Here is a 19611-nt window from a genome sequence, read left to right as displayed (position 1 = left end):
ACCGAAAGTCCGCAGAACCCGCGAGGTGACCCGCGAGTTCTGCGGACTTTCGCTGCGGGTTAGCGTGTCCCGGTGACCGATTCTGAGACCCCTCTGCAACCGCCACTGGCCGAACGCATCCCGAGTGAGCGCGTCTTCCACGGCGACGTGTTCGTCGACGACTTCGCCTGGATGCGTGACCACGACGACCCGCGCCTGCTCCCGCACGTCAAGGCGGAGAACGCGTACACCGAGGCGGTCACCGGTCACCTCGCTGCGGGCACGGAGGCCATCTTCGCCGAGATGAAGTCCAGGATCGTCCAGGACGACGTCTCGGTGCCGGTTCTGCTCGGTGACTGGTGGTACTACGCGCGCACGGTCGAGGGGCAGCAGTACGAGATTCATTGCCGCACACCACGATCCGCACACGCCGATCGACCCACACCCGTCCCCGGGACGCCGCTGGCGGGGGAGCAGGTGCTGGTCGACGGCAACGCCGAAGCCGAGGGCGAGGAGTTCTTCGAACTGGCCGCACTGGAGATCGACCGCACCGGGGAACGGATGGCGATCCTGGTCGACCGCACCGGCGGCGAGCTCTATGACCTCGACGTTCGCGAGATCGCGTCCGGACAGGTGCTCGACCACACGGTGAAGCAGGCGAGTCACGATCTGGCGTGGTCCTACGACGGCACGCACCTGTTCTACGTCCGCCGCGACGACGCGTGGCGTGCTCACCAGGTTTGGCGCCACGAACTCGGCTCGAACACCGAGTCCGACGTGCTGGTGCTGGAGGAGGCGGACGAGATGTTCGCTCTCGGCATCGAATCCTCGCGCGACGACAAGTGGCTGGTCATCCAGTCCGGGTCGCAGCTGACCAGCGAGGTCCGACTGCTCGACCTGCGTGACCCGCTCTCCGAACCGCTGCTCGTCGAACCCCGCAAACACGGACTCGACTACTCGGTCGAGGTCGACGGCGACCGAATCATTGTGACGCACAACGGAACTCACGCCGACTTTGCGCTCGCCTGGGCACCGCTGGAAGCTCCGGGCCGAGCGAACTGGAAGCCGGTGTACGAGCCGGCTGCGGGGGAGCGGGTGCTCGGGGCGCTGGCATTCGAGGGCTTCGTGACGATGTTCCTGCGCCGCGGCGGTCTGCCGACCGCCGACCTGCTGTCGAAGGCGATCGCGGGTGAGGAGCCGTACGGCGACCCGCGTCCGATCGACGTGAACGGCATTCCCCGCATCGGCCCCGGTTCGAATCCGAGCTATGACCAGACGACGGTGCAACTCGTCGCCACGTCGCTTCTCACGCCACGCACGGTCGTGGACGTCGATTCCGACGGAGCGAGCTCCGTGCTGAAGGTGCAGGACGTGCGCGGGTTCGACCCGGAGAAGTACGTGGAGGAGCGGGTCTGGGTCACCGCGCGGGACGGCGTCCAGGTGCCGGTCGACATCGCCCGCCGGGCCGACGTCCGCGCCGACGGCACTAACCCCGGATTCATCTACGGCTATGGGTCCTACGAGGTGAGCATCGATCCGGCGTTCTCCGCGCTGCGACTGTCGATGCTCGACCGAGGGGTCGTGTACGCCTTGGCGCACCCGCGTGGCGGCGGTGAGATGGGCCGAGCCTGGTACGACGACGGCAAGATGCTCGCCAAGAACAACACCTTCGACGACTTCGTCGACTGCTCGCGCTGGTTGATCGATCAGCAATGGGTTGCACCGGATCGGCTTGCGGCAGAAGGAGGTTCGGCCGGAGGACTGCTCATCGGTGCTGTCGTCAACCGGGCGCCGGAGGTCTTCCGTGTGGTGCACGCCGCGGTGCCGTTCGTCGACGCCCTCACCACGATCCTCGACCCGACCCTGCCGCTCACGGTCGGGGAATGGGAGGAATGGGGCAACCCGATCGAGGATCCCCGCGTGTACGCGTACATGAAGGGTTACAGCCCGTACGAGAACATCCGTCCCGTGCAGTACCCGGCGATCCTCGCGACCACGAGCATCAACGACACCCGCGTCTCGTTCGTGGAACCGGTGAAGTGGGTGCAGCAGCTGCGCGAGATCACCACCAACGGGGCCGACCGCCCGATCGTGCTGAAGACCGAGATCGTCGCCGGGCACGCCGGCAGCAGCGGACGCTACGACGCCTGGAAGCAGGACGCGTTCGAGATCGCGTTCCTGCTCGACCAGATCAAGGCCCTCTGACACTTTCCTGACGCCGAGTGGCCGGGCTATGAACCAGCGTCCGGGTTATATCCCGGCCACCGGTTCACAGCCCGGCCACTCGGTGCGTTCGGATCAGGCCGTCTCCGCCTCGGACTTGATCTTCGCCAGGGTCTGCTTCATGCCGGTCATCAGGTGGGCCTCGAAGGTCGGCTCGCCGCCGAGCACCTTGTCGATCAGCACCTTCGACAGTTTCGTGGTGTCGTTCGAGACGTCGCGGGTCTCGGTCAGGCGGGTGCCGCCGTCCGCGGTGGGTTCGAGTTCGTAGATCCAGGTGCTGTGGTTCTCACGGATCTTGAACGCGATCCTGCGCTCGGGCTCGTAAGCGGTGACCTTGCTCTGGGTGGGCCAGACCTTCAGACCCATCCGGTTGATGTTCATCATCGTGGCGCCCTGCTTGATCTTGCCACCGCGCACGATGACCTTCGCCGTGCTCGGGCTCCATTCGGCCATGCGCTTGAGGTCGGACACGATCGCCCAGACCCTCGCCGGCGGTGCGTCGATGTCGATCGAGGTGGACAGGTTCGCGGGCATGAACAACTCCTGGACGTCTTCGGGTGATCTGCTCGCGATGTTATGCGCACGAACTGTGCTCGTTGAGCCCGCAGGGGTTCGACGCCCGAGCAGACGAACTGGACGATGTGTTGCGACGACGGGCACGACACGTCGTCACCGACAGCGCCCGAGCGGTGCGCGCCGCGCAACTGCTGTCGGCAGGAGGCCTGCGCAGTGTCGGTTCCCTCTTCGAGGCATCACACCGCTCGATGCGGGACGACTACGAGATCCGCGCCGACCGTCGACCTGATTCAGCGGACTGCAGTCGAATCCGGCGCGATCGCAGCCCGGATGACCGGCGGCGGATTCGGCGAAAGTGTGATTGCAACGGTCGAAAAGGGACGTGGGCCAACGGTTCTGGCGCGCTGCGCAGAGGCATCTCGACTCGCCGGTCATCCGACCCCGACGGCGTTCGTTGCGAGCGCCGGCGACGGTGCCCGCCGCCTGGACTGACGCTCGCCGTCAGCGCTTCTTGGCCGGGATTCGAAGTCCGCTGGCGATCAGCCGGCGGATCAGCTGACCGCCGCTCACCTCGACCGCGCCGGCGGCGACGACCTGCGCGTAACGGTCCTGCGGAATGTCATAGTGGTCACCGTCGAACAGGTGATCCGGAAGACCGACGGACCGCGCGAAGCTGTGCAACTCCGCGTACGACTCGTCACTGACCAGATGCGACCACAGGCGGTCGTATGCAGGCCAGAACGGCGGGTCGATCAGGACGGTCATGGGCAGTGACTTCACCACGTCGGACGCCGCGGCGCAACTACCGGGCCATATGCGGCGCCCTGACTCATCGCTCCTGGAGTGCGGCGCCCAGCTGCTGCGCGTATTCGGCGGCCTCCCCGTCGGTGTACTTCGTTCGTGGCCAGAAGAATCCGCGTAACCCGTCGCCCTTGGTCCTCGGGACGACGTGGCAGTGCAGGTGTGGAACTGATTGCGACACAGCATTGTTCATCGCGACGAACGTGCCCTGTGAGTCCAGGGCCTGCGGCATCCGTGCGGCGATGTGCTGCACGACGTCGAAGAACGGCGGCACCTGGCCGGACGGCAGGTCGGCGAGTGTCTCGTGGTGCTCGTGAGGCACGACGAGCACATGTCCCTTGAAGACCGGGCGGGTGTCGAGGAAGGCGATGGTGCCGGGGGACTCGTGCACGACGAAGGCCGCAGTCTCGCCCGAGATGATCTGGCAGAACACGCAGTCGCTCATCGGGCGAGTATCCCTCATCTGATGGGCAGGTCCACCCGTTCCGCAACTGCGACAGGGCAGTATCTGTGGAATGAACCAACGCGATGTCGAAGGTGCCGCACGTCAGGTCGGTGACTCCAAAGTCGTCGAGTGCGGCGCACGGGTCGGGTTCGCCGCGAGCGGTCTGTTGCATCTGCTGATGGCGTGGATCGCGGTCCGTATCGCGTGGTCGAAGGGCGGCGGCAGTGCCGACCAGACCGGCGCCCTCGGCAACCTGTCCGGTCAGCCCGGCGGGAAAGTGATCCTGTGGGTCCTGGTGGTCGGATTCGTCTTGCTCGCGCTGTGGCATCTGACCGAGGCGGCCACCGGCTCGCCCGGGACGGAGGCCAAGGACCGGGCGAAGGACGCCGTCCAGGACGTCGCGAAAACGGTGTTGTTCATGGGTCTTGCCTGGACCACCTACAAGTTCGCCTCGGGCGGTTCGTCCTCCAGCAGTGGCAACACCCGTGACTTCACCGCGAAGCTGATGCATCAGCCCTTCGGACGCGTCCTCGTGGCCATCATCGGTTTGGTGATCCTGGGTGTCGGTGCGTACCACTTGTACAAGGGCTGGACCGAGAAGTTCCGGGAGGACCTGCAGGGCAACCCCGGTGATGCGGTGATCCATGCCGGTCGAATCGGCTACGTCGCCAAGGGAATTGCACTGGCTATCGTCGGAGGGTTGTTCGTCGTCGGGGGAGCGAAGGGCTCCACGAAGGAGACGACGGGCCTCGACGGTGCGCTGCGCACCTTGCTCGAGCAGCCGTTCGGCAAGATCCTGCTCACCGTCGTCGCTCTCGGCATCGCCTGTTACGGCATCTACTCCTTCGCGTGCGCGAAATTCGCGAAGGTCTGACGAGACCCGAGCAATCCGGGCAGTCATCGGCACAGGCGGCTATGTATCGCCCTGCGGCGGTTGACTCTCGTTGGGCGTGGTTTCTGGCAAGGCATGGGAGGACGTGCTGCGCCCTGGGGATTGCAACCTCACCGACCTGACTGGGGGCGACCCGAGAGTTTGCGCAGTGAACGTACCCACGCCCACGCTGCGTCCGGACGCGCAGGTCATGGCGTGCGCACCCGGATGTGACGCGGGCATCTGTACGCAAGGTCCGCGTCACTGAGAGCTCAAAGCGAGCGCCGCCCCCGATGACGGGGACGGCGCTCGCTCGATGTGCAGGTGACCTGACGGATCACAGGTCGTAGTACATCTCGAATTCGTGCGGGTGCGGACGGAAGCGGATCGGATCGACCTCGTTGAGGCGCTTGTAGTCGATCCAGGTCTCGATGAGGTCCTCGGTGAACACGTCGCCCTCGGTGAGGTAGTCGTGGTCGGCCGCGAGCGCGTCCAGCACCTCGGGCAGCGAACCGGGCACCTGCTCGATGTTCGCGTGCTCCTCCGGCGGCAGCTCGTAGAGGTCCTTGTCGACCGGCTCCGGCGGCTCGATGCGGTTCTTGATTCCGTCCAGACCGGCCATCAGCTGAGCCGCGAACGACAGGTAAGGGTTCGCCGACGGGTCGGGGATTCGGAACTCGATGCGCTTGGCCTTCGGCGAGGTGCCGGCGATCGGGATGCGGACGCAGGCCGAACGGTTGCGCGCCGAGTACACCAGGTTGACCGGAGCCTCGTAACCCGGCACCAGACGGTGGTAGGAGTTCACCGTCGGGTTGGTGAAGGCCAGCAGCGACGGAGCGTGCTTGAGCAGGCCACCGACGTACCAGCGGGCGATGTCGGACAGGCCGCCGTACCCCTTCTCGTCGTAGAAGAGGGGCTCGCCGTCCTTCCAGAGTGACTGGTGGGTGTGCATACCCGAACCGTTGTCGCCGAACAGCGGCTTCGGCATGAAGGTGGCGGTCTTGCCGGCCTGGAAGGCGGTGTTCTTGATGATGTACTTGAACTTCATGACGTCGTCGCCGGAGCCGAGCAGCGTCGAGAAGGTGTAGTTGATCTCCTGCTGACCGGCGGTGCCCACCTCGTGGTGCGCGCGCTCGACGTTCAGGCCGACCTTGTCCATGTTGACGCACATCTGGTCGCGCAGGTCGGCCATGTGGTCGACCGGCGGGACGGGGAAGTAGCCACCCTTGACGCGCGGCTTGTAGCCCAGGTTGCCGCCCTCTTCGACGCGGCCGGTGTTCCATGCACCCTCGACGGAGTCGACGTAGTAGTAACCCGAGTGCGAGTTCGTCTCGAAGCGCACGTCGTCGAAGATGTAGAACTCGGCCTCGGCACCGAAGAACGCGGTGTCGGCAATGCCGGTTGACTTCAGGTAGGCCTCCGCCTTCGCGGCGATGTTGCGCGGGTCGCGGCTGTAGGCCTCACCGGTGAACGGGTCGACGATGGAGAAGTTCATGATGAGCGTCTTGCGCTCACGGAACGGGTCGAGGTAAGCCGACTTCGGGTCCGGGATCAGCTTCATGTCGGACTCGTGGATGGCCTGGAAACCGCGGATCGACGAGCCGTCGAACATCTGGCCGGTCTCGAACGCGTCGTGGTCGAACGTCTTGGCAGGCACATTGAAGTGCTGCATCACGCCCGGCAGGTCACAGAAACGAACATCGACGAACTCGACGCCTTCGTCCTTGATGTACTTCAGGACCTCGTCGGCGTTGTTGAACATGGAACCTCCATCTGGAATGTCACAGCCGGGGTATTCCTCGGCCGTTCGACTGAGTCGACCTTATCGGGGCGCGGTTTCCCGGCAGTGACCCGATTGTTTCGCCCGTGTTACGTCTTGGCCCCGATGAGCCCGAACATTTCGCGGCATCACGGCTGGCTTAGGCTCGGGACGTGGTTGATCGTCGTGATGTAGGCAGCTGGCTGGAGGGTCCCGGAGCGGTCCGCGAGCGGGCCGAGGGTGACTATCCGGGACGCGACCTGGGCTTGCCGGAGTCGGGACCGGGTTCGATCGCCCGCACCGGCCCCCGCGCGATCGCACTGGTCATCGACTGGGCGCTGTGTTCGCTGATCGCCGCCGGTCTCCTCGGATTCAGCTGGGGTGAACCAGGAGCTGGCAGCTTCAAGCCGTTGCTGGTCTTCGTGATCGAGAACATCCTGCTCGTCGGCACTCTCGGCATGACGGTCGGCCACCGGATCATGGGGTTGATGGTGCTGCGGGTCGACGGCGAACGTGCCGGCCTGGTGCCTGCGACGATCCGGACCCTGCTGCTGGCCCTGGTTCTGCCGGCAGTGATCTGGGACAAGGACGAGCGCGGCTTCCATGACCGGATCGCTCGCACGATGATCGTCCGCACCCGCTGAGGCGCTCACCCGCGCTGCAGTTCACCGGAAGCATCCGGTCAGAAACGTCGTAACCCCACGACCATCGAGGTCGTGGGGTTACGAACTGCAGCAGGTGTGTACGTCAGCGGCCGCGCATCCCGCGGCGGTCCGGACGCGCGTTGCGCGGGTCCATGCCCGGGGGGATCGGCGGACGCTTCGTGCCGAGCGCGCGCAGGCGCTTGTTGACGGCAGTTACCTCAGCGGTGGTGAGCTTCTTGTCCAGCTTGCCCATGCGCTTGGTGATCTCGCTGACCGCGACGGTGTCGTCGCCCTGGCCCACGCGGTAGATCGTGACCGGAACCTCGGGACCGACGACCCGTTCGACCCGCTTCTTCTCCGAGTTGAGCAGCTTGCTCGCATTGGCCTTCGGACCTTCACCGATGAGCACGACACCGGGGCGTCCGACTGCGCGGAAAACCATTGCGGCAGAACCCATGTCGCGAGGGTTACGGGCACGGCCCGCGTCGGCCGCGACCGGCTCCTGCTCCACGAACCACCCTCGACGCAGCGCACCCAACGCAGCACCGGACGCCCCCGGCTGCCCGTCGAGCTGGCTGTACGCGGCCCGCTCGGCCAACCGGCCGAACACGATCATCATCAGCAGCAGTCCGACCATCAGGCCGATGAAGCCCAGGTAGAACGGGTGTCCCCATGCCAGGCCGATCAGCAGCAGGGGAAGGAAGCCGACGAGGAACGCGAGGGCCATCCACAACGGGATCCGCGGGTTCTGCTTGACGGCGCCCTTGTAGAGGGTAGAGATCTGGCTGAACCGACCCGGCTTGTTGGGGTCCTTGGGCCTGCGTTCGCGGCGCGACTTCTTCGGCGCCTTCGCGGTGGAGGAGGTGGACATGCGGTTCAGGATACTTGCGGGCCGAGCTTGGCCATGAGCGACGCCGCTTCCTGACGGGCGGGCTCGGATGCTGCCTGCGCCAGGTGGCTGAGGTGTTCCGGCACCTCGCGTCCGAGTGCGGCCATGGCTGTGGAGTACAGGCGTCCGGCGCGGTAGGACGATCGGACCAGGGGTCCGGCCATCACCCCGACGAAGCCGAGGTCACGGGCCACGTCGCTCCAGTGCACGAACTCCTGTGGCTTCACCCATCGGTCGATCGGGTGATGCAGGGGAGAGGGACGCAGGTACTGGGTGATCGTGATGATGTCGCAGCCGGCCTGATGCAGGTCGGTGAGCGCCTGCTCGATCTCGTGCTCCTCCTCGCCCATGCCGAGGATGAGGTTGGACTTGGTGACCAGCTCCTGTTCCTTGGCCATGGTGAGCACCTTGAGCGACTTGTCGTAGGTGAACGCCGGACGGATCCGCTTGAAGATGCGCGGCACCGTCTCCAAGTTGTGCGCGAACACCTCCGGACGTGCGTCGAAGACCTGACCGACCAGGTCCGGCTTGGCGCCGAAGTCGGGCGGAAGGATCTCGACGCCGGTGTTCGGATTGAGTTCGTGGATCTTGCGGATGGTCTCCGCATACAGGCGTGCGGCGCCGTCCGGCTGGTCGTCGCGGGCGACGCCGGTGACTGTGGCGTACCGCAGGTTCATCTGCTGGATGGATTCCGCTACGCGGCGCGGCTCGTCCATGTCGAGTTCGGTCGGGCGACCGGTCGCGATGTCACAGAAGTCGCAGCGACGGGTGCAGACGTCACCACCGATGAGGAAGGTGGCCTCGCGGTCCTCCCAGCACTCGAAGATGTTGGGGCAACCGGCTTCCTGGCAGACGGTGTGCAGCCCTTCGCTCTTCACCATCGTGTGCAGCTTGGTGTAGGCCGGACCCATCTTCGCGGTGGTGCGGATCCATTCGGGCTTGCGCTCGATCGGCGTCTCGGCGTTGCGGGCCTCGACGCGCAGCAGGCGGCGTCCCTCCGGTGCGATGGTCATCCTCGAACGGCTCCCTCGATCAACAGACAGTCACGCGCGTGGCGGCGGTGACACGGTTCGTACCAGCGTACGCGGCCGGGTTCAGTCGTCTCGCCCGGAATGGGCTTACTGCCGCGTAGGGGGCTCGGGTCAAAGCACTGAGCGTTCAGCCCAGGATCGAGTCCAGCCGCTTCTCGACGTAGGGCAGCACCTCGGCGACCGTGACGTCGCGACCGAGTTCCCGGGTGAGGTTCGTGACACCCGCGTCCGGAATCCCGCACGGGACGATGGTGGTCGACCAGGACAGGTCGCAGTCGCAGTTGAGTGCGAAACCGTGCATGGTCACGTCCCGGCTGACCCGGATGCCTATCGCTCCGACCTTGCGCTCCGGCCTGCCGTCGGACGCCGGGAACCACACGCCGCTGCGTCCCTCGACACGTCCGGCATCCAGCCCGAGATCGCCGCAGACATCGATCATCATCTGCTCGAGCCGTCGCACGTACGCGACCACGTCGATCGGGTCGTCGAGTCGGACGATCGGGTAACCGACCAACTGGCCCGGGCCGTGCCAGGTGATCTTGCCCCCACGGTCCACGTCGATCACCGGGGTGCCGTCGAACGGGCGCTCGTGTGGTTCGGTGCGCTTTCCGGCGGTGTAGACCCGAGCGTGCTCGAGCAGCAGGACGGTGTCCTCGCGGGTGCCGTCGACGACCTGCGCATGCACCTGCTTCTGCAGGTCCCAGGCGTGCTGGTAGTCGACGAGATCGGGGTCGAAACCGACGTGTTCGATGCGCATTGACTCAGCGTAGAACCGAGCTGGACCCTCGACGTGCGCGGTTCGGTACGCGCGGGTAGACGGACTGCGTCCATACAGAAGGCGCGGACCGAGAGGCTCACGCTGCAGACAATGAACACCTTCATCGCTGCGACGAAAGAGCGAACCCCTCGTGCCGGCTGGTGGCGGTGGCTCGGGTCAGTACGCCGCGGGCGACGTAGGAGTAGATCGTCGCGGGCTGCACGCCGAGCATTTCGGCTGCCTGCGCTGTCGTGATCAACTCGCCGCTCATGGTTCGACCGTAGGGCAGCACTACCGTGTTCGCATGCGCGTTGGAATCGCCGGGTACGGCATGGCAGGACGTGGAATCCATCGAGCGCAGCTGCGAGCTGCCGGGTTCGAGATCGCGGCTGTGGCGACGTCTTCGGCGCAGCGTTCGGATGCGGCGCGTGCCGACGAGCCGGACGCCGTGGTCGTGCCGGATCTGGACGCCCTTCTCGAGGTGTCGGGCTTGGACCTCGTCGTGCTCGCGACACCGAGCGGGAAGCACTTCGAACACCTGATGGCCTGCATCGCGGCCGGCTTCCCAACTGTCGTCGACAAGCCGATCGCGGTCGATTCCTCGGCTGCCCGAGAGGTGGTCGAGGCTGCTGAGGATGCCGGTTGCCCGTTGACGGTTTTCCACAACCGTCGCTGGGACCCGCCGCACCTGACCGCGAAGAAGCTGATCTCGGACGGCGCCATCGGCGACGTCATTCGCTACGAATTCCGTTGGGAGCGTTGGCGTCCCGAACCCAAGGATCGTTGGCGTGAGCAGGCGTCGGCCGCCGACGGAGGGGGACTGCTGCTCGATCTCGGGACGCACCTGGTCGACTCGGCGGTCGATCTCTTCGGACCGGTGGAGTCGGTCTTCGCGACGGTCTCGGCTCACACGACCGTCGCCGAGGATGCTGCGGTGCTCCTGTGTCGACACGCCTCGGGTGTCGTGTCCGAGCTGTCGACCACCTCGCTCGCGGGCGCTCCCGGACCACGGTTGCGAGTGAGCGGGACGAAGGCGGCGTACGTCGTCACCGAGTTCGAGACCGAACCCAACGCCTATCTCGGGTTCGAGAACTCCGAGGGCCACATCGGTTGGATCGCTCGTGGCGAGACCAGGGAACCGGTCCGCGAAGTGCAGGCCTCCACGACCTTCTACCAGCAGGTCGCGGCCGCGCTGCGCAGCGGTGACGTCCAGGCGGCGATGCCGGTGGACCCGTGGGACGCGGTCCACACGGCGCGGGTGATCGATGCGGCCCGGCGCTCGGCCGAGAATTGGCAAGCGGTCGATGTGGCGCGCGGTTGAGGTCGCTCAGAGATCGATCGAGACCACCGCCCGTCGCTTCGAGGGTTCGTGAATGACCGCGAACCCGGGCGAGTCGGTAACGCTGGCAACGACATTCGGCCGCTGATGCCTTCGTGCCGAAGACCTGGTCGAGTTCGGCACAGCTGACCTGGTTCGCCGGGCGAACCTCGACCCGGTCGGTCCTCGCCACGGTCGTCACTCCACGACGAGGTGCTGGTGACCGTCGATGTGCTCGCGGGCGAGGTCGAGGTGGCCGGCGTGCGTAGCCGTTTCGGTGAGCAATCTCAGGACGACTTCTCGCGACGTCTCGAACGCAGGGAAGGGGAAGACATCCGAGCCGGGCCACCACTTCGGGGCACTGTCGAGATCGAGGTCTGCGAGGAGATCGTCGACGCGCATGGTCCAGCGTCGGTAGGTGGCGATCGCATCAGCGCCGCGCGTCACCGGCACCTGCCACCCGTCCTGGACGAGCCCGATCGCTTCCTCGTCGCCGCCGAGAACCGCTGCACCCCAGAAGATCTCGTCGTCGTAGGTGAGGTGGTTGATCATTCGGGCGATCGACCATCCGGACGGTGCCACCGGCTGGAGCAAGTGGTCATCGCCGAGGTCGTCCGTCGTCGCCAGCACGTGTGCTCGCTGGGCATCCAGGTGAGCGAAAAGCAGCGTGCGTTCATCGATCATGCCGCCCAACTTATGGGGCATCGGAATGACTGTCACCGGCGCGACGATTGGTGCCCGAGGGCGTGCTCGACCTTCGAGGTGACCCCGGTGTCGGAATCGACCAACTCCTCGTCTATCGCGGCTTACCGCGCCATGGCTATGGCTTGGACCGCTTGTAAACCTCCGTGGACGGGAAATGTGGTCGGCTTTGCGTCGATCTTGCCGTTGTTTCGGCGCGGGTGAATTCGTACCTAGTCCCGGGCTCAACCAGCGATTGTGGCGCGCCGGTTACCTTCCAGCGGTGGCGAGGGTTGCGAGTGTCAGTCGCCCGGTTCAATCAGCGATCGTGGGGACCCGATTACCTACCGGGGCGATATCGCGCCTGTCAGTCCCACGGGCTCAATCAGCGCAGGGGGCGTCCGAGCGGGCACGGGTGCGATTGCGCCACACCGCCCCGGCGAACACCGCGCTCATGGCTGTGAAGTACGCCGTGTGATACCAATCGTGATCGAGCGCTGATGACACGGCGCCCACCGCCGTGAACAGCATGGCGAGCCCACCCAGCACCAGCAGGAAGCGCCACGTGCGGGGGCCGACGCCGAGGAACTCACTCACCGTTACATCATCACTGCTCGGGCCAGGGTGGTGTGGATAACTTCCGACGGCGTTGTCGATCGGTGGCACGGTGTCGGCATGGACGAGCTCATGGACGGCAGCGGGAAGCCGGTGATTCCCGGTTACGAGGTGATCGACCGGCTGGGCGCCGGGGGATCGGGCGAGGTCTGGGTGGTGCGACGTCCGGACGGAATTCGTTTGGCAGCCAAACTGATTCCCTCGTCTCACGAGCGCACCGTCGGGGAGGAGGACTTCCTGCGCAGACTGGATCACGATCATGTGGTCCGGTTGCGCGACACCGTGCGGGAGGAAGGCGGGGACGAACGCACCGTGCTCATCCTCGATCTGGCCGAAGGTGGATCGTTGGCAGATGCGATCGAAGCCCGGCGCACCCTCACCCCAGGTGAACTGGTGACCGTGCTGACCCCGATCGCGCGAACCCTGCACGACCTCCACGGCTCCGGACTCGTCCATGCCGACATCTCGACCGGCAACATCCTGTTCACCGACGCCGGCAAACCGTTGCTGGCAGACCTCGGCGTCGCCAGGCTGGCCGGCAGCTATGACGACACCACCTGGGCCACGGATGCGTGGGCCGCGCCCGAGGTACTCGCGGGACAGCCCGCGGGACCGGCGTCCGACGTCTACGCACTCGGCGCGGTGGCTTGGGCCTGCGTGACCGGCACTCCGCCACCGCCGTTGCTCCAGCGCCCCGACCTTCAGGGTGTGGCATCGCACCTGGATGGGTCGGTCATCGAGTTGATCGACGAGGCGATGTCGTTCGATCCGGAAGAACGTCCCAGCGCAGGCGAATTCGCGCTGCGCCTGTGGCGATGCGCCGAAGCGCGACCGGCGCCGGTGGCCGGCAGTCGAGGATCGCGCCGAGCAGCAGACGCCCAAGAACCGGTGCTGCTCACGCGCCGGATGATCCGTGCGGCCAAGGCCGTGGAGGATGCCGGGACCGAACTCGAACCGTCTCTGCGGTCACGGCTCGCCTCGAAGCTTCCCGCGCGGCACGCGCTGGTCACCGGAGCGGGTGCGGCACTGGTTACCTCGGTCGTCGCGACGGGAGTCTGGGCGCTCGTGCCCGACGAACCGACGTACGCCACCGGCCACGTCGATCCGTCCACGCCGACTTCTGCGCCGCCGGCGGTCCAGCAGCCGTCGGCTGCCGCTCCACCCGCCGCGAAGCTTGTCCCGAAGCCGGTCCCGAAGCCGGCTGTGGCGCTCAAGACCCCGTCCCAGATCGTCAGCGACCTGGTGGCGGCTCGAGCGAGGGCATGGAACCAGGAGGACCCCCAACTTCTGGTCCATGCCCTCGCCCCGAATTCACCCGCGGACAAAGCAGATCGGACCGCACTCGCGACGGCGCAGAGGCAGGGTGCCGATTACGGGCAGGTGAGGTTCGACGTGGGGCAGGTCTCGGTCACCAAGAGGTCGGCCAGCCGGATGACGGTGATCACCACGGTGCAACGATCCGACTACGTGGTCACCACAGCCTCCGTCACACATGACCGACCGGCCAACTCCCAGCGCGTGACTCTCGAACTGGTGCGGTCGGGTCAGTCATGGTTGATCCACTCGTGGCGATGAACAACCCGTCCGGCAAACGCGAAGGCCGGCCCCGTCGCCGGGACCGGCCTCAAGCGGGTGCTGCTCAGACCTCGAAGGCGCCCTCTTCCAAGCGCTCCTTCATGTGCGTCAGGAACCGCGCAGCATCGGCGCCGTCGACGATGCGGTGGTCGTACGACAGGGCCAGGTAGACCATCGAGCGGATCGCGATCGTCTCGCCACCGTCACCGTCCGGCACCACGACCGCACGCTTGACCACCGAGCCGGTGCCCAGGATGCCGACCTGCGGCTGGTTGATGATCGGGGTGTCGAACAGCGCACCACGGCTGCCGGTGTTGGTGAGGGTGAACGTGCCACCGCCCAGTTCGTCCGGCGTGATCTTGTTGCCGCGGGTACGGTCGGCGAGGTCGGCGATCTTGCGCGACAGACCGGCGATGTTCAGGTCGCCGGCGTTCTGGATGACCGGGACGAACAAACCCTTCTCGGTGTCGACCGCGATGCCGAGGTTCTCCGCGGGGTGGTACACGATCGAGTCGTCCTGCACGCTCGCGTTGAGCTGCGGGTACGCCTTGAGTGCCTCCACCGCCGCCAGCGCGAAGAACGGCATGAAACTGAGCTTGACGCCTTCACGCTGCTGGAAACCGGCCTTCGCCTTGTCACGCAGACGCGCGATCTTGGTCACGTCGACCTCGACGACCGTGGTCAGCTGGGCCGAAACCTGCAGCGACTCCACCATGCGCGTCGCGATCAGCTTGCGCATACGGGTCATTTTCTCGGTCGTGCCGCGCTTCGGCGAGACCGCAGCCGGAGCCGACTGGCCACCGGACGCGGCGGGTGCCGGTGCGTCCTGCGAAGCGGCCGGAGCCTCTTGCTGCTCGGGCGCCTTCGCGGCCTCCGCGGCAGCCTGGACATCCTGCTTGCGGATGCGTCCACCGACACCGGACCCCTTGATCGACGACAGGTCGACTCCGGCCTGCTCGGCAAGCTTGCGCACCAACGGGGTGACGTACCCGGCGTCACCGGCGGTCGAAGCGGGCTTCGCGTCGGTGCTCTCCGGCTTCTTGTCCTGCTTGGGAGCCTGCTCCTGCTGCTGTGCGGCTTCCTGCTTCTGCTCCTTGACCTCGTCCTCCTTGCCGGGGGCGGCCTCGGGCTCGGGAGTCTCTTCCTTGTTCTCGGCAGCAGCGGCGGCCTTGTCCTGCGTGTCGCCCGACTCCTCCTGTGCCTTCGGCTCTTCCTGGGCGTCCTGCTTCGGCTCCTCGGACTTTTCCTCGGACTTCGCGGGCGCCTCGTCCTTCTTGGGCTGGGATCCGCCGGCTTCTCCGCCGACGACGGCGAGGTCGGCGCCGACCGGAACGGTCTCGTCCTCCTGCACCAGGATCTTGGTCAGCTTGCCCGCCACGGGGGAGGGCACCTCGGTGTCGACCTTGTCGGTCGAGACCTCGAGCAGCGGCTCGTCGACAGCGACGTCATCGCCCTCGGCCTTCAGCCAGCGGGTGATGGTGCCTTCGGTGACCGACTCGCCCAGAGCCGGCATCTTGATGGTCTCGCCGCCCTCGACGTCGCCATCACCAGAGCCGCCGGACGACTCCGACGACGACTCCGACGAGGAGTCGGACTCGGCCTGGTCGGCGCCCTCTTCCTTGGCCGTCTCCTCGGAGGCCTCTTCCTTGCCCTCGGCTGCCGCGGCTTCCTCGGAGCCGGCGGACGAGTCGTCCGACTTCTCCTCGGTCTTCTCCTGCGCCTTCGGCTCTTCCCTCTCCTCGCCGGAGTCGGAGGAGTCGGACGAGCCGGATGCCTCACCGTCGCCGATCACTGCGAGGTCGGCGCCGACCGGAACGGTCTCGTCCTCCTCGACCAGGATCTCCTGCAGGGTGCCGGCAACCGGCGAAGGGATCTCGGTGTCGACCTTGTCGGTCGAGACCTCGAGCAACGGTTCATCGACGGCCACCTCGTCGCCGACACTCTTCAGCCATCGGGTGACGGTGCCTTCCGTCACGGATTCGCCGAGTGCGGGCATCGTCACGCGTTCAGACATGTGTGCAGTCTCCTTGTGTTGGGTGGCTCAAGTCCATCTTCGTCTCATGCATGCGCATGCAGGGGCTTTCCGGCCAGTGCGAGATGCGCTTCGCCGAGAGCCTCGTTCTGGGTGGGGTGGGCGTGGATCATCGACGCGACGTCGTCGGGCAGTGCCTCCCACCCGACGATCAGCTGCGCCTCGCCGACCTGTTCGCCCATACGGGCGCCGATCATGTGGACGCCGACCACGGCGCCCTCCTTGGCGCGGACGAGCTTCACGAAACCCTGCGTCTGCAGGATCTGGCTCTTGCCGTTGCCGCCGAGGTTGTACACGTAGGTGCTGATCTCGCCGTGCTCGGCCTTCGCCTGCTCCTCGGTCAGGCCGACCGAGGCGATCTCGGGGTCGCAGTAGGTGACGCGCGGGATGGTGCTCTCCACGAGCGGGGCAGGCTCGAGACCGGCGATGTCCTCGGCCACGAAGATCCCCTGGGCGAACCCGCGGTGCGCCAACTGCAGACCGGGGACGATGTCGCCCACCGCGCGCACGGACTCCACAGTGGTGCGGCAGCGCTCGTCGGCCACGACGAATCCGCGGTCGACCTTCACGCCGGCCTCCTCGTAGCCGAGCCCGTCGGTGACCGGGCCGCGGCCGACGGCCACCAGCAACAGGTCGGCATCGATCGTTTCACCGGACTCCAACTGCACGCTCACGCCGTCGTCGCTCGCCGTGGCAGCGGCGAACTTCACACCGGTCTTCGAGGTGATCTTGCGCTTCTTGAAGGAGCGTTCGAGCTGCTTGGAGATCGCTTCGTCCTCGGCCGCGACCAGGCGGGGCAACGCCTCGACGATGGTGACCTGAGCACCGAAGGAGTTGAACACCGAAGCGAACTCGACGCCGATCACGCCGCCACCGAGCACGACGACCTTCTCCGGGACGAAGTCGAGCGTCAGGGCCTGGTCGCTGGTCATGATCCGCGGCCCGAGCTCGAGACCGGGCAGGCTCTTGGCGTACGAACCGGTGGCGAGGACGACGTGCTTGCCGGTCAGTGTGCGGTCGCCGACGGTGACCGTGGTGGGGGATGACAGGCGTCCCTCACCCTCGACGTAGTCGATGGCGGCCGACTTCACCAGGCCCTGCAGGCCCTTGTGCAGACGGGAGATGACGCCGTCCTTGTACTTGTGCACGCCCGCCATGTCGATCGATTCGAGGGCGGTATTGACCCCGAACTTCGCGCCTTCGCGTGCGGAGTCGGCGACCTCGGCGGCATGCAGCAGCGCCTTGGTCGGGATGCAGCCGCGGTGCAGGCAGGTGCCGCCGAGCTTGTCCTTCTCGACCAGCGCGACACTCAGACCCAGTTCGGCGGCCCGCAGCGCGCATGCGTAACCGCCGCTGCCTCCGCCCAGGATCACGATGTCGTAGGTCTGGTCGGTGGATCGCGCCATTGGCTCGTAGCTCCTCACGGGGTTGCGCACAGGGGACCGCGTCGAGATCGTCGACGCCGACAATCTTGGCACTGCCGCCGAATTCGCCGAACAGGTGGTTGTCAACTGGAGAGTAATCACTGGAACGGGTGCCACGTCCGTGCGAGAGTGTTCCGACACGGGAGACCTTGCGCGATGGTCTTCCAGCCGAGCAGAAGGAGTGGACATGTCAGGCGACAAGCCGTCACCCAGCGATGAGATGAAGGCGAAGTTCCGCGAGGCCCTCGACAAGAAGAAGGCGCACGGCGGACGGGACGTGTCCGATCACTCGGCGCACTCCAAGGTTGCCGGCACGCACGACGCCGAGACCTCGGGGACGCAGCAGATGTTCCGCCGCAAGTCCGGCGGCTGACAGACCGGGCAAACAGGCCGAAACAAGGAAGGACGCGCCACGGATGTCCGTGGCGCGTCCTTCGTCGTTCGGAAAACAGCGATCAGGCGCGTCCCTCGGCCAGCGCCACCAGCGTGCGGACGCTGTGTCCGGTGGCTCCGACGGGGGTGTAGCCGTAGGCGCCCGCCTCGTTGTACGCCGGACCGGCGATGTCGAGGTGAGCCCATGGCAGCTGCGCGCCGGACGTGTCGTCACCGACGAACTCGCGCAGGAACAACGCGGCGGTGATCATCCCGCCCATGCGCTCGCCGGTGTGCTTCACGTCGGCGACGTTCGACTTCATCGGCGGACGCAGTTCGTCCAGCAGCGGGATCGGCCACATCGCCTCACCGGCGGTGGCGGCAGCGTTCAACACCTCGTCCCGCACGCCGTCGACGTTGGACAGGACGGCCGTGGTGCGCGGACCGAGCGACAGGACGGCGGCGCCGGTGAGGGTCGCGACATCGACGACCAGGTCGGGGTCGGCCTTCGAGGCGAAGCACAGACCGTCGGCCATGACCAGGCGGCCTTCGGCGTCGGTGTTGATGATCTCGACGGTCTTGCCGTTCGGCATGGTCACGACGTCACCAGGGCGCTGGGCGTCCGAGCCGGTGAGGTTCTCGGCGAGGCACAGGTAGGTGGTGACCGCGATCGGCAGACCGAGCGCCGCGATCGCAGCGGTCGCCGCAGCCACCGATGCGGCTCCCGCCATGTCGCATTTCATCGTCACCATGCCGGTCGCCGGCTTGATGCACAGGCCACCGCTGTCGAACGTGATGCCCTTGCCGACGAGCGCGATGTGCGCCTTGGCCTTGGCCGGCTTGTAGGTGAGGGTGACCAGGCGCGGCGGACGCGACGAACCGCGTCCGACACCGACCAGGCCGCCGCAGTTCTGACGGGCGAGCGCCTTCTCGTCCAGCACCTGCACCTTGACCTCGGTGCCGGCGAAGTGCCGCTTGGCCTCGGCCGCGAAGGAGGCCGGGTAGAGGTCGAGCGGGGGCATGTTGACCAGGTCGCGGGCCCAGGCCTGCTCGTCGGCGAGGATCTGTGCGCGCTTCACCCCGGTCTTGGTGGTGGACGCCTTCGCGACCGACGAGGACACGGACGCCTTCGCCAGCGGCTTGGGCTTGGCGCCGGTGGCGCGGTAGGAGGTGTACTCGTAGGCGCCGAAGCGCAGACCCTCGACGGCCGCGACCGTCAGCGCCGCGGTGTCACTGGGGAAACCGAAGGACGCGTGGGCCACGTCCGGCAGGGCGCGAGCGGCCGAACCGGCGGCGCGACGGACCGCCTCGACGTCGGTGTCGACCGGCTCGTGGTCGAGACCGGACCCGGCTGCGACGACGTACCCGCTCGTGCCGGCGATGCCGGTCAGCTTCACGATCTCGTCGGCCGTACCGGAGGCGCCGAGGACGGAGAGCGCCTGGTTCACGGACTCGGCCACCGCCGGGTCGAGGTTCGCGCCGGAAACGCTCGCCTTGCCGTCGACGGCGAGGGTCATCACGACCAGGACGGGCGCCGAGACCTTGTCGGCGGGACGGTCGGTCAGGGTCACTGTGGTCACGGGTGAGTGTCCTCTCGGAGTACTTCTACGGTGGTGTTGTCGGCGTACTGCTCGGTTGCCCACCCGCGACAATACGCGGGCGAACCACCGGTAGGTTCG

General features: G+C 66.7%; 20 protein-coding genes. 7 read left to right on the top strand and 13 right to left on the bottom strand.

Annotated features, from left to right (window positions below):
• Positions 1-72 precede the first annotated feature (72 nt).
• Positions 73-2184 carry a S9 family peptidase gene (locus EU513_RS01450; protein WP_129624060.1) on the top strand — a complete coding sequence of 704 codons (2112 nt, stop codon included), beginning with the start codon at positions 73-75 and terminating at the stop codon, positions 2182-2184.
• Between the two features lie 93 nt (positions 2185-2277).
• On the opposite strand, the gene EU513_RS01445 is transcribed toward EU513_RS01450, so the two are convergent.
• Complete coding sequence (locus EU513_RS01445) at positions 2278-2736, bottom strand: SRPBCC family protein (RefSeq protein WP_129624059.1); 459 nt, start codon at positions 2734-2736, stop codon at positions 2278-2280.
• 105 nt (positions 2737-2841) lie between these two features.
• Between EU513_RS01445 and EU513_RS16615 the strand changes: the two genes are divergently transcribed.
• Entirely contained in the window at positions 2842-3210 is a 369-nt protein-coding gene (locus EU513_RS16615; RefSeq protein ID WP_129624058.1) for a hypothetical protein, read from the top strand.
• Positions 3211-3219: 9 nt separating this feature from the next.
• Here the strand turns inward: EU513_RS16615 and EU513_RS01435 are convergent, their stop codons facing one another.
• Complete coding sequence (locus tag EU513_RS01435) at positions 3220-3483, bottom strand: DUF4031 domain-containing protein (RefSeq protein ID WP_129624057.1); 264 nt, start codon at positions 3481-3483, stop codon at positions 3220-3222.
• A gap of 64 nt (positions 3484-3547) precedes the next feature.
• Positions 3548-3982: an HIT family protein gene (locus EU513_RS01430; protein WP_129624056.1), complete on the bottom strand. Its 435-nt coding sequence runs from the start codon at positions 3980-3982 to the stop codon at positions 3548-3550.
• 52 nt (positions 3983-4034) lie between these two features.
• Between EU513_RS01430 and EU513_RS01425 the strand changes: the two genes are divergently transcribed.
• Entirely contained in the window at positions 4035-4838 is an 804-nt protein-coding gene (locus EU513_RS01425; protein ID WP_129624055.1) for a DUF1206 domain-containing protein, read from the top strand.
• A 334-nt stretch (positions 4839-5172) separates the two neighbouring features.
• On the opposite strand, the gene glnA is transcribed toward EU513_RS01425, so the two are convergent.
• Entirely contained in the window at positions 5173-6597 is a 1425-nt protein-coding gene (gene glnA / locus EU513_RS01420) for a type I glutamate--ammonia ligase (RefSeq protein ID WP_129624054.1), read from the bottom strand.
• Between the two features lie 170 nt (positions 6598-6767).
• Here glnA and EU513_RS01415 point away from each other — a divergent pair, with 170 nt between their 5' ends.
• A complete protein-coding gene (locus tag EU513_RS01415; protein ID WP_129624053.1) occupies positions 6768-7238 on the top strand; it encodes an RDD family protein in 471 nt (156 codons plus the stop codon).
• 103 nt (positions 7239-7341) lie between these two features.
• Here the strand turns inward: EU513_RS01415 and EU513_RS01410 are convergent, their stop codons facing one another.
• The 4 genes from EU513_RS01410 to EU513_RS01395 form a co-directional block, all read right to left on the bottom strand.
• The gene (locus EU513_RS01410; protein WP_129624052.1) at positions 7342-8109 is read right to left on the bottom strand and encodes a DUF4191 domain-containing protein; all 768 of its coding nucleotides are present in this window, start codon (positions 8107-8109) and stop codon (positions 7342-7344) included.
• A gap of 5 nt (positions 8110-8114) precedes the next feature.
• On the bottom strand, positions 8115-9140 hold the full coding sequence (gene lipA, locus EU513_RS01405) for a lipoyl synthase (RefSeq protein ID WP_129624051.1): 1026 nt from the start codon (positions 9138-9140) through the stop codon (positions 8115-8117).
• Between the two features lie 145 nt (positions 9141-9285).
• Positions 9286-9993: a lipoyl(octanoyl) transferase LipB gene (gene lipB / locus EU513_RS01400; protein ID WP_255407402.1), complete on the bottom strand. Its 708-nt coding sequence runs from the start codon at positions 9991-9993 to the stop codon at positions 9286-9288.
• 43 nt (positions 9994-10036) lie between these two features.
• The gene (locus tag EU513_RS01395) at positions 10037-10186 is read right to left on the bottom strand and encodes a helix-turn-helix domain-containing protein (RefSeq protein WP_129624049.1); all 150 of its coding nucleotides are present in this window, start codon (positions 10184-10186) and stop codon (positions 10037-10039) included.
• A 33-nt stretch (positions 10187-10219) separates the two neighbouring features.
• Here EU513_RS01395 and EU513_RS01390 point away from each other — a divergent pair, with 33 nt between their 5' ends.
• Positions 10220-11236 carry a Gfo/Idh/MocA family protein gene (locus EU513_RS01390; protein ID WP_129624048.1) on the top strand — a complete coding sequence of 339 codons (1017 nt, stop codon included), beginning with the start codon at positions 10220-10222 and terminating at the stop codon, positions 11234-11236.
• 195 nt (positions 11237-11431) lie between these two features.
• Here EU513_RS01390 and EU513_RS01385 read toward each other — a convergent pair whose 3' ends face one another.
• Positions 11432-11938, bottom strand: a complete 507-nt coding sequence (locus EU513_RS01385; RefSeq protein ID WP_240795868.1) for a DUF664 domain-containing protein — start codon at positions 11936-11938, stop codon at positions 11432-11434.
• 357 nt (positions 11939-12295) lie between these two features.
• Positions 12296-12511 carry a hypothetical protein gene (locus EU513_RS01380; protein ID WP_129624047.1) on the bottom strand — a complete coding sequence of 72 codons (216 nt, stop codon included), beginning with the start codon at positions 12509-12511 and terminating at the stop codon, positions 12296-12298.
• Positions 12512-12589: 78 nt separating this feature from the next.
• On the opposite strand from EU513_RS01380, the gene EU513_RS01375 reads away from it, so the two are divergent.
• On the top strand, positions 12590-14104 hold the full coding sequence (locus EU513_RS01375) for a serine/threonine-protein kinase (protein ID WP_129624046.1): 1515 nt from the start codon (positions 12590-12592) through the stop codon (positions 14102-14104).
• Positions 14105-14168: 64 nt separating this feature from the next.
• Here the strand turns inward: EU513_RS01375 and sucB are convergent, their stop codons facing one another.
• On the bottom strand, positions 14169-16118 hold the full coding sequence (sucB, locus tag EU513_RS01370) for a 2-oxoglutarate dehydrogenase, E2 component, dihydrolipoamide succinyltransferase (RefSeq protein WP_129624045.1): 1950 nt from the start codon (positions 16116-16118) through the stop codon (positions 14169-14171).
• A 44-nt stretch (positions 16119-16162) separates the two neighbouring features.
• Complete coding sequence (gene lpdA / locus EU513_RS01365; protein ID WP_129624044.1) at positions 16163-17542, bottom strand: dihydrolipoyl dehydrogenase; 1380 nt, start codon at positions 17540-17542, stop codon at positions 16163-16165.
• 205 nt (positions 17543-17747) lie between these two features.
• Between lpdA and EU513_RS01360 the strand changes: the two genes are divergently transcribed.
• Positions 17748-17933, top strand: coding sequence for a DUF5302 domain-containing protein (locus tag EU513_RS01360; RefSeq protein WP_129624043.1), 186 nt, complete (start codon positions 17748-17750; stop codon positions 17931-17933).
• Between the two features lie 82 nt (positions 17934-18015).
• Here the strand turns inward: EU513_RS01360 and EU513_RS01355 are convergent, their stop codons facing one another.
• Positions 18016-19512 carry a leucyl aminopeptidase gene (locus tag EU513_RS01355; RefSeq protein ID WP_129624042.1) on the bottom strand — a complete coding sequence of 499 codons (1497 nt, stop codon included), beginning with the start codon at positions 19510-19512 and terminating at the stop codon, positions 18016-18018.
• Positions 19513-19611 lie beyond the last annotated feature (99 nt).

This window comes from Yimella sp. RIT 621 (assembly GCF_004146205.1).
In the GTDB taxonomy this organism is placed as follows: Bacteria; Actinomycetota; Actinomycetes; order Actinomycetales; family Dermatophilaceae; genus Yimella; species Yimella lutea.
The sequence above is the reverse complement of the archived record's forward strand: the minus strand, read 5'-3'. Positions and strand labels throughout refer to the sequence as shown.

Bases quoted from the DNA above. Each gene is read 5' to 3' on its own strand.
- lipA (WP_129624051.1), bottom strand. From the start codon at position 9,140: ATGACCATCGCACCGGAGGGACGCCGCCTGCTGCGCGTCGAGGCCCGC.
- EU513_RS01435 (WP_129624057.1), bottom strand. From the start codon at position 3,483: ATGACCGTCCTGATCGACCCGCCGTTCTGGCCTGCATACGACCGCCTG.
- EU513_RS01395 (WP_129624049.1), bottom strand. From the start codon at position 10,186: ATGAGCGGCGAGTTGATCACGACAGCGCAGGCAGCCGAAATGCTCGGC.
- glnA (WP_129624054.1), bottom strand. From the start codon at position 6,597: ATGTTCAACAACGCCGACGAGGTCCTGAAGTACATCAAGGACGAAGGC.
- EU513_RS01375 (WP_129624046.1), top strand. From the start codon at position 12,590: ATGGACGAGCTCATGGACGGCAGCGGGAAGCCGGTGATTCCCGGTTAC.
- EU513_RS01390 (WP_129624048.1), top strand. From the start codon at position 10,220: ATGCGCGTTGGAATCGCCGGGTACGGCATGGCAGGACGTGGAATCCAT.
- EU513_RS01445 (WP_129624059.1), bottom strand. From the start codon at position 2,736: ATGCCCGCGAACCTGTCCACCTCGATCGACATCGACGCACCGCCGGCG.
- sucB (WP_129624045.1), bottom strand. From the start codon at position 16,118: ATGTCTGAACGCGTGACGATGCCCGCACTCGGCGAATCCGTGACGGAA.
- EU513_RS16615 (WP_129624058.1), top strand. From the start codon at position 2,842: ATGTGTTGCGACGACGGGCACGACACGTCGTCACCGACAGCGCCCGAG.
- lpdA (WP_129624044.1), bottom strand. From the start codon at position 17,542: ATGGCGCGATCCACCGACCAGACCTACGACATCGTGATCCTGGGCGGA.
- EU513_RS01360 (WP_129624043.1), top strand. From the start codon at position 17,748: ATGTCAGGCGACAAGCCGTCACCCAGCGATGAGATGAAGGCGAAGTTC.
- EU513_RS01385 (WP_240795868.1), bottom strand. From the start codon at position 11,938: ATGCCCCATAAGTTGGGCGGCATGATCGATGAACGCACGCTGCTTTTC.
- EU513_RS01410 (WP_129624052.1), bottom strand. From the start codon at position 8,109: ATGTCCACCTCCTCCACCGCGAAGGCGCCGAAGAAGTCGCGCCGCGAA.
- EU513_RS01425 (WP_129624055.1), top strand. From the start codon at position 4,035: ATGAACCAACGCGATGTCGAAGGTGCCGCACGTCAGGTCGGTGACTCC.
- EU513_RS01430 (WP_129624056.1), bottom strand. From the start codon at position 3,982: ATGAGGGATACTCGCCCGATGAGCGACTGCGTGTTCTGCCAGATCATC.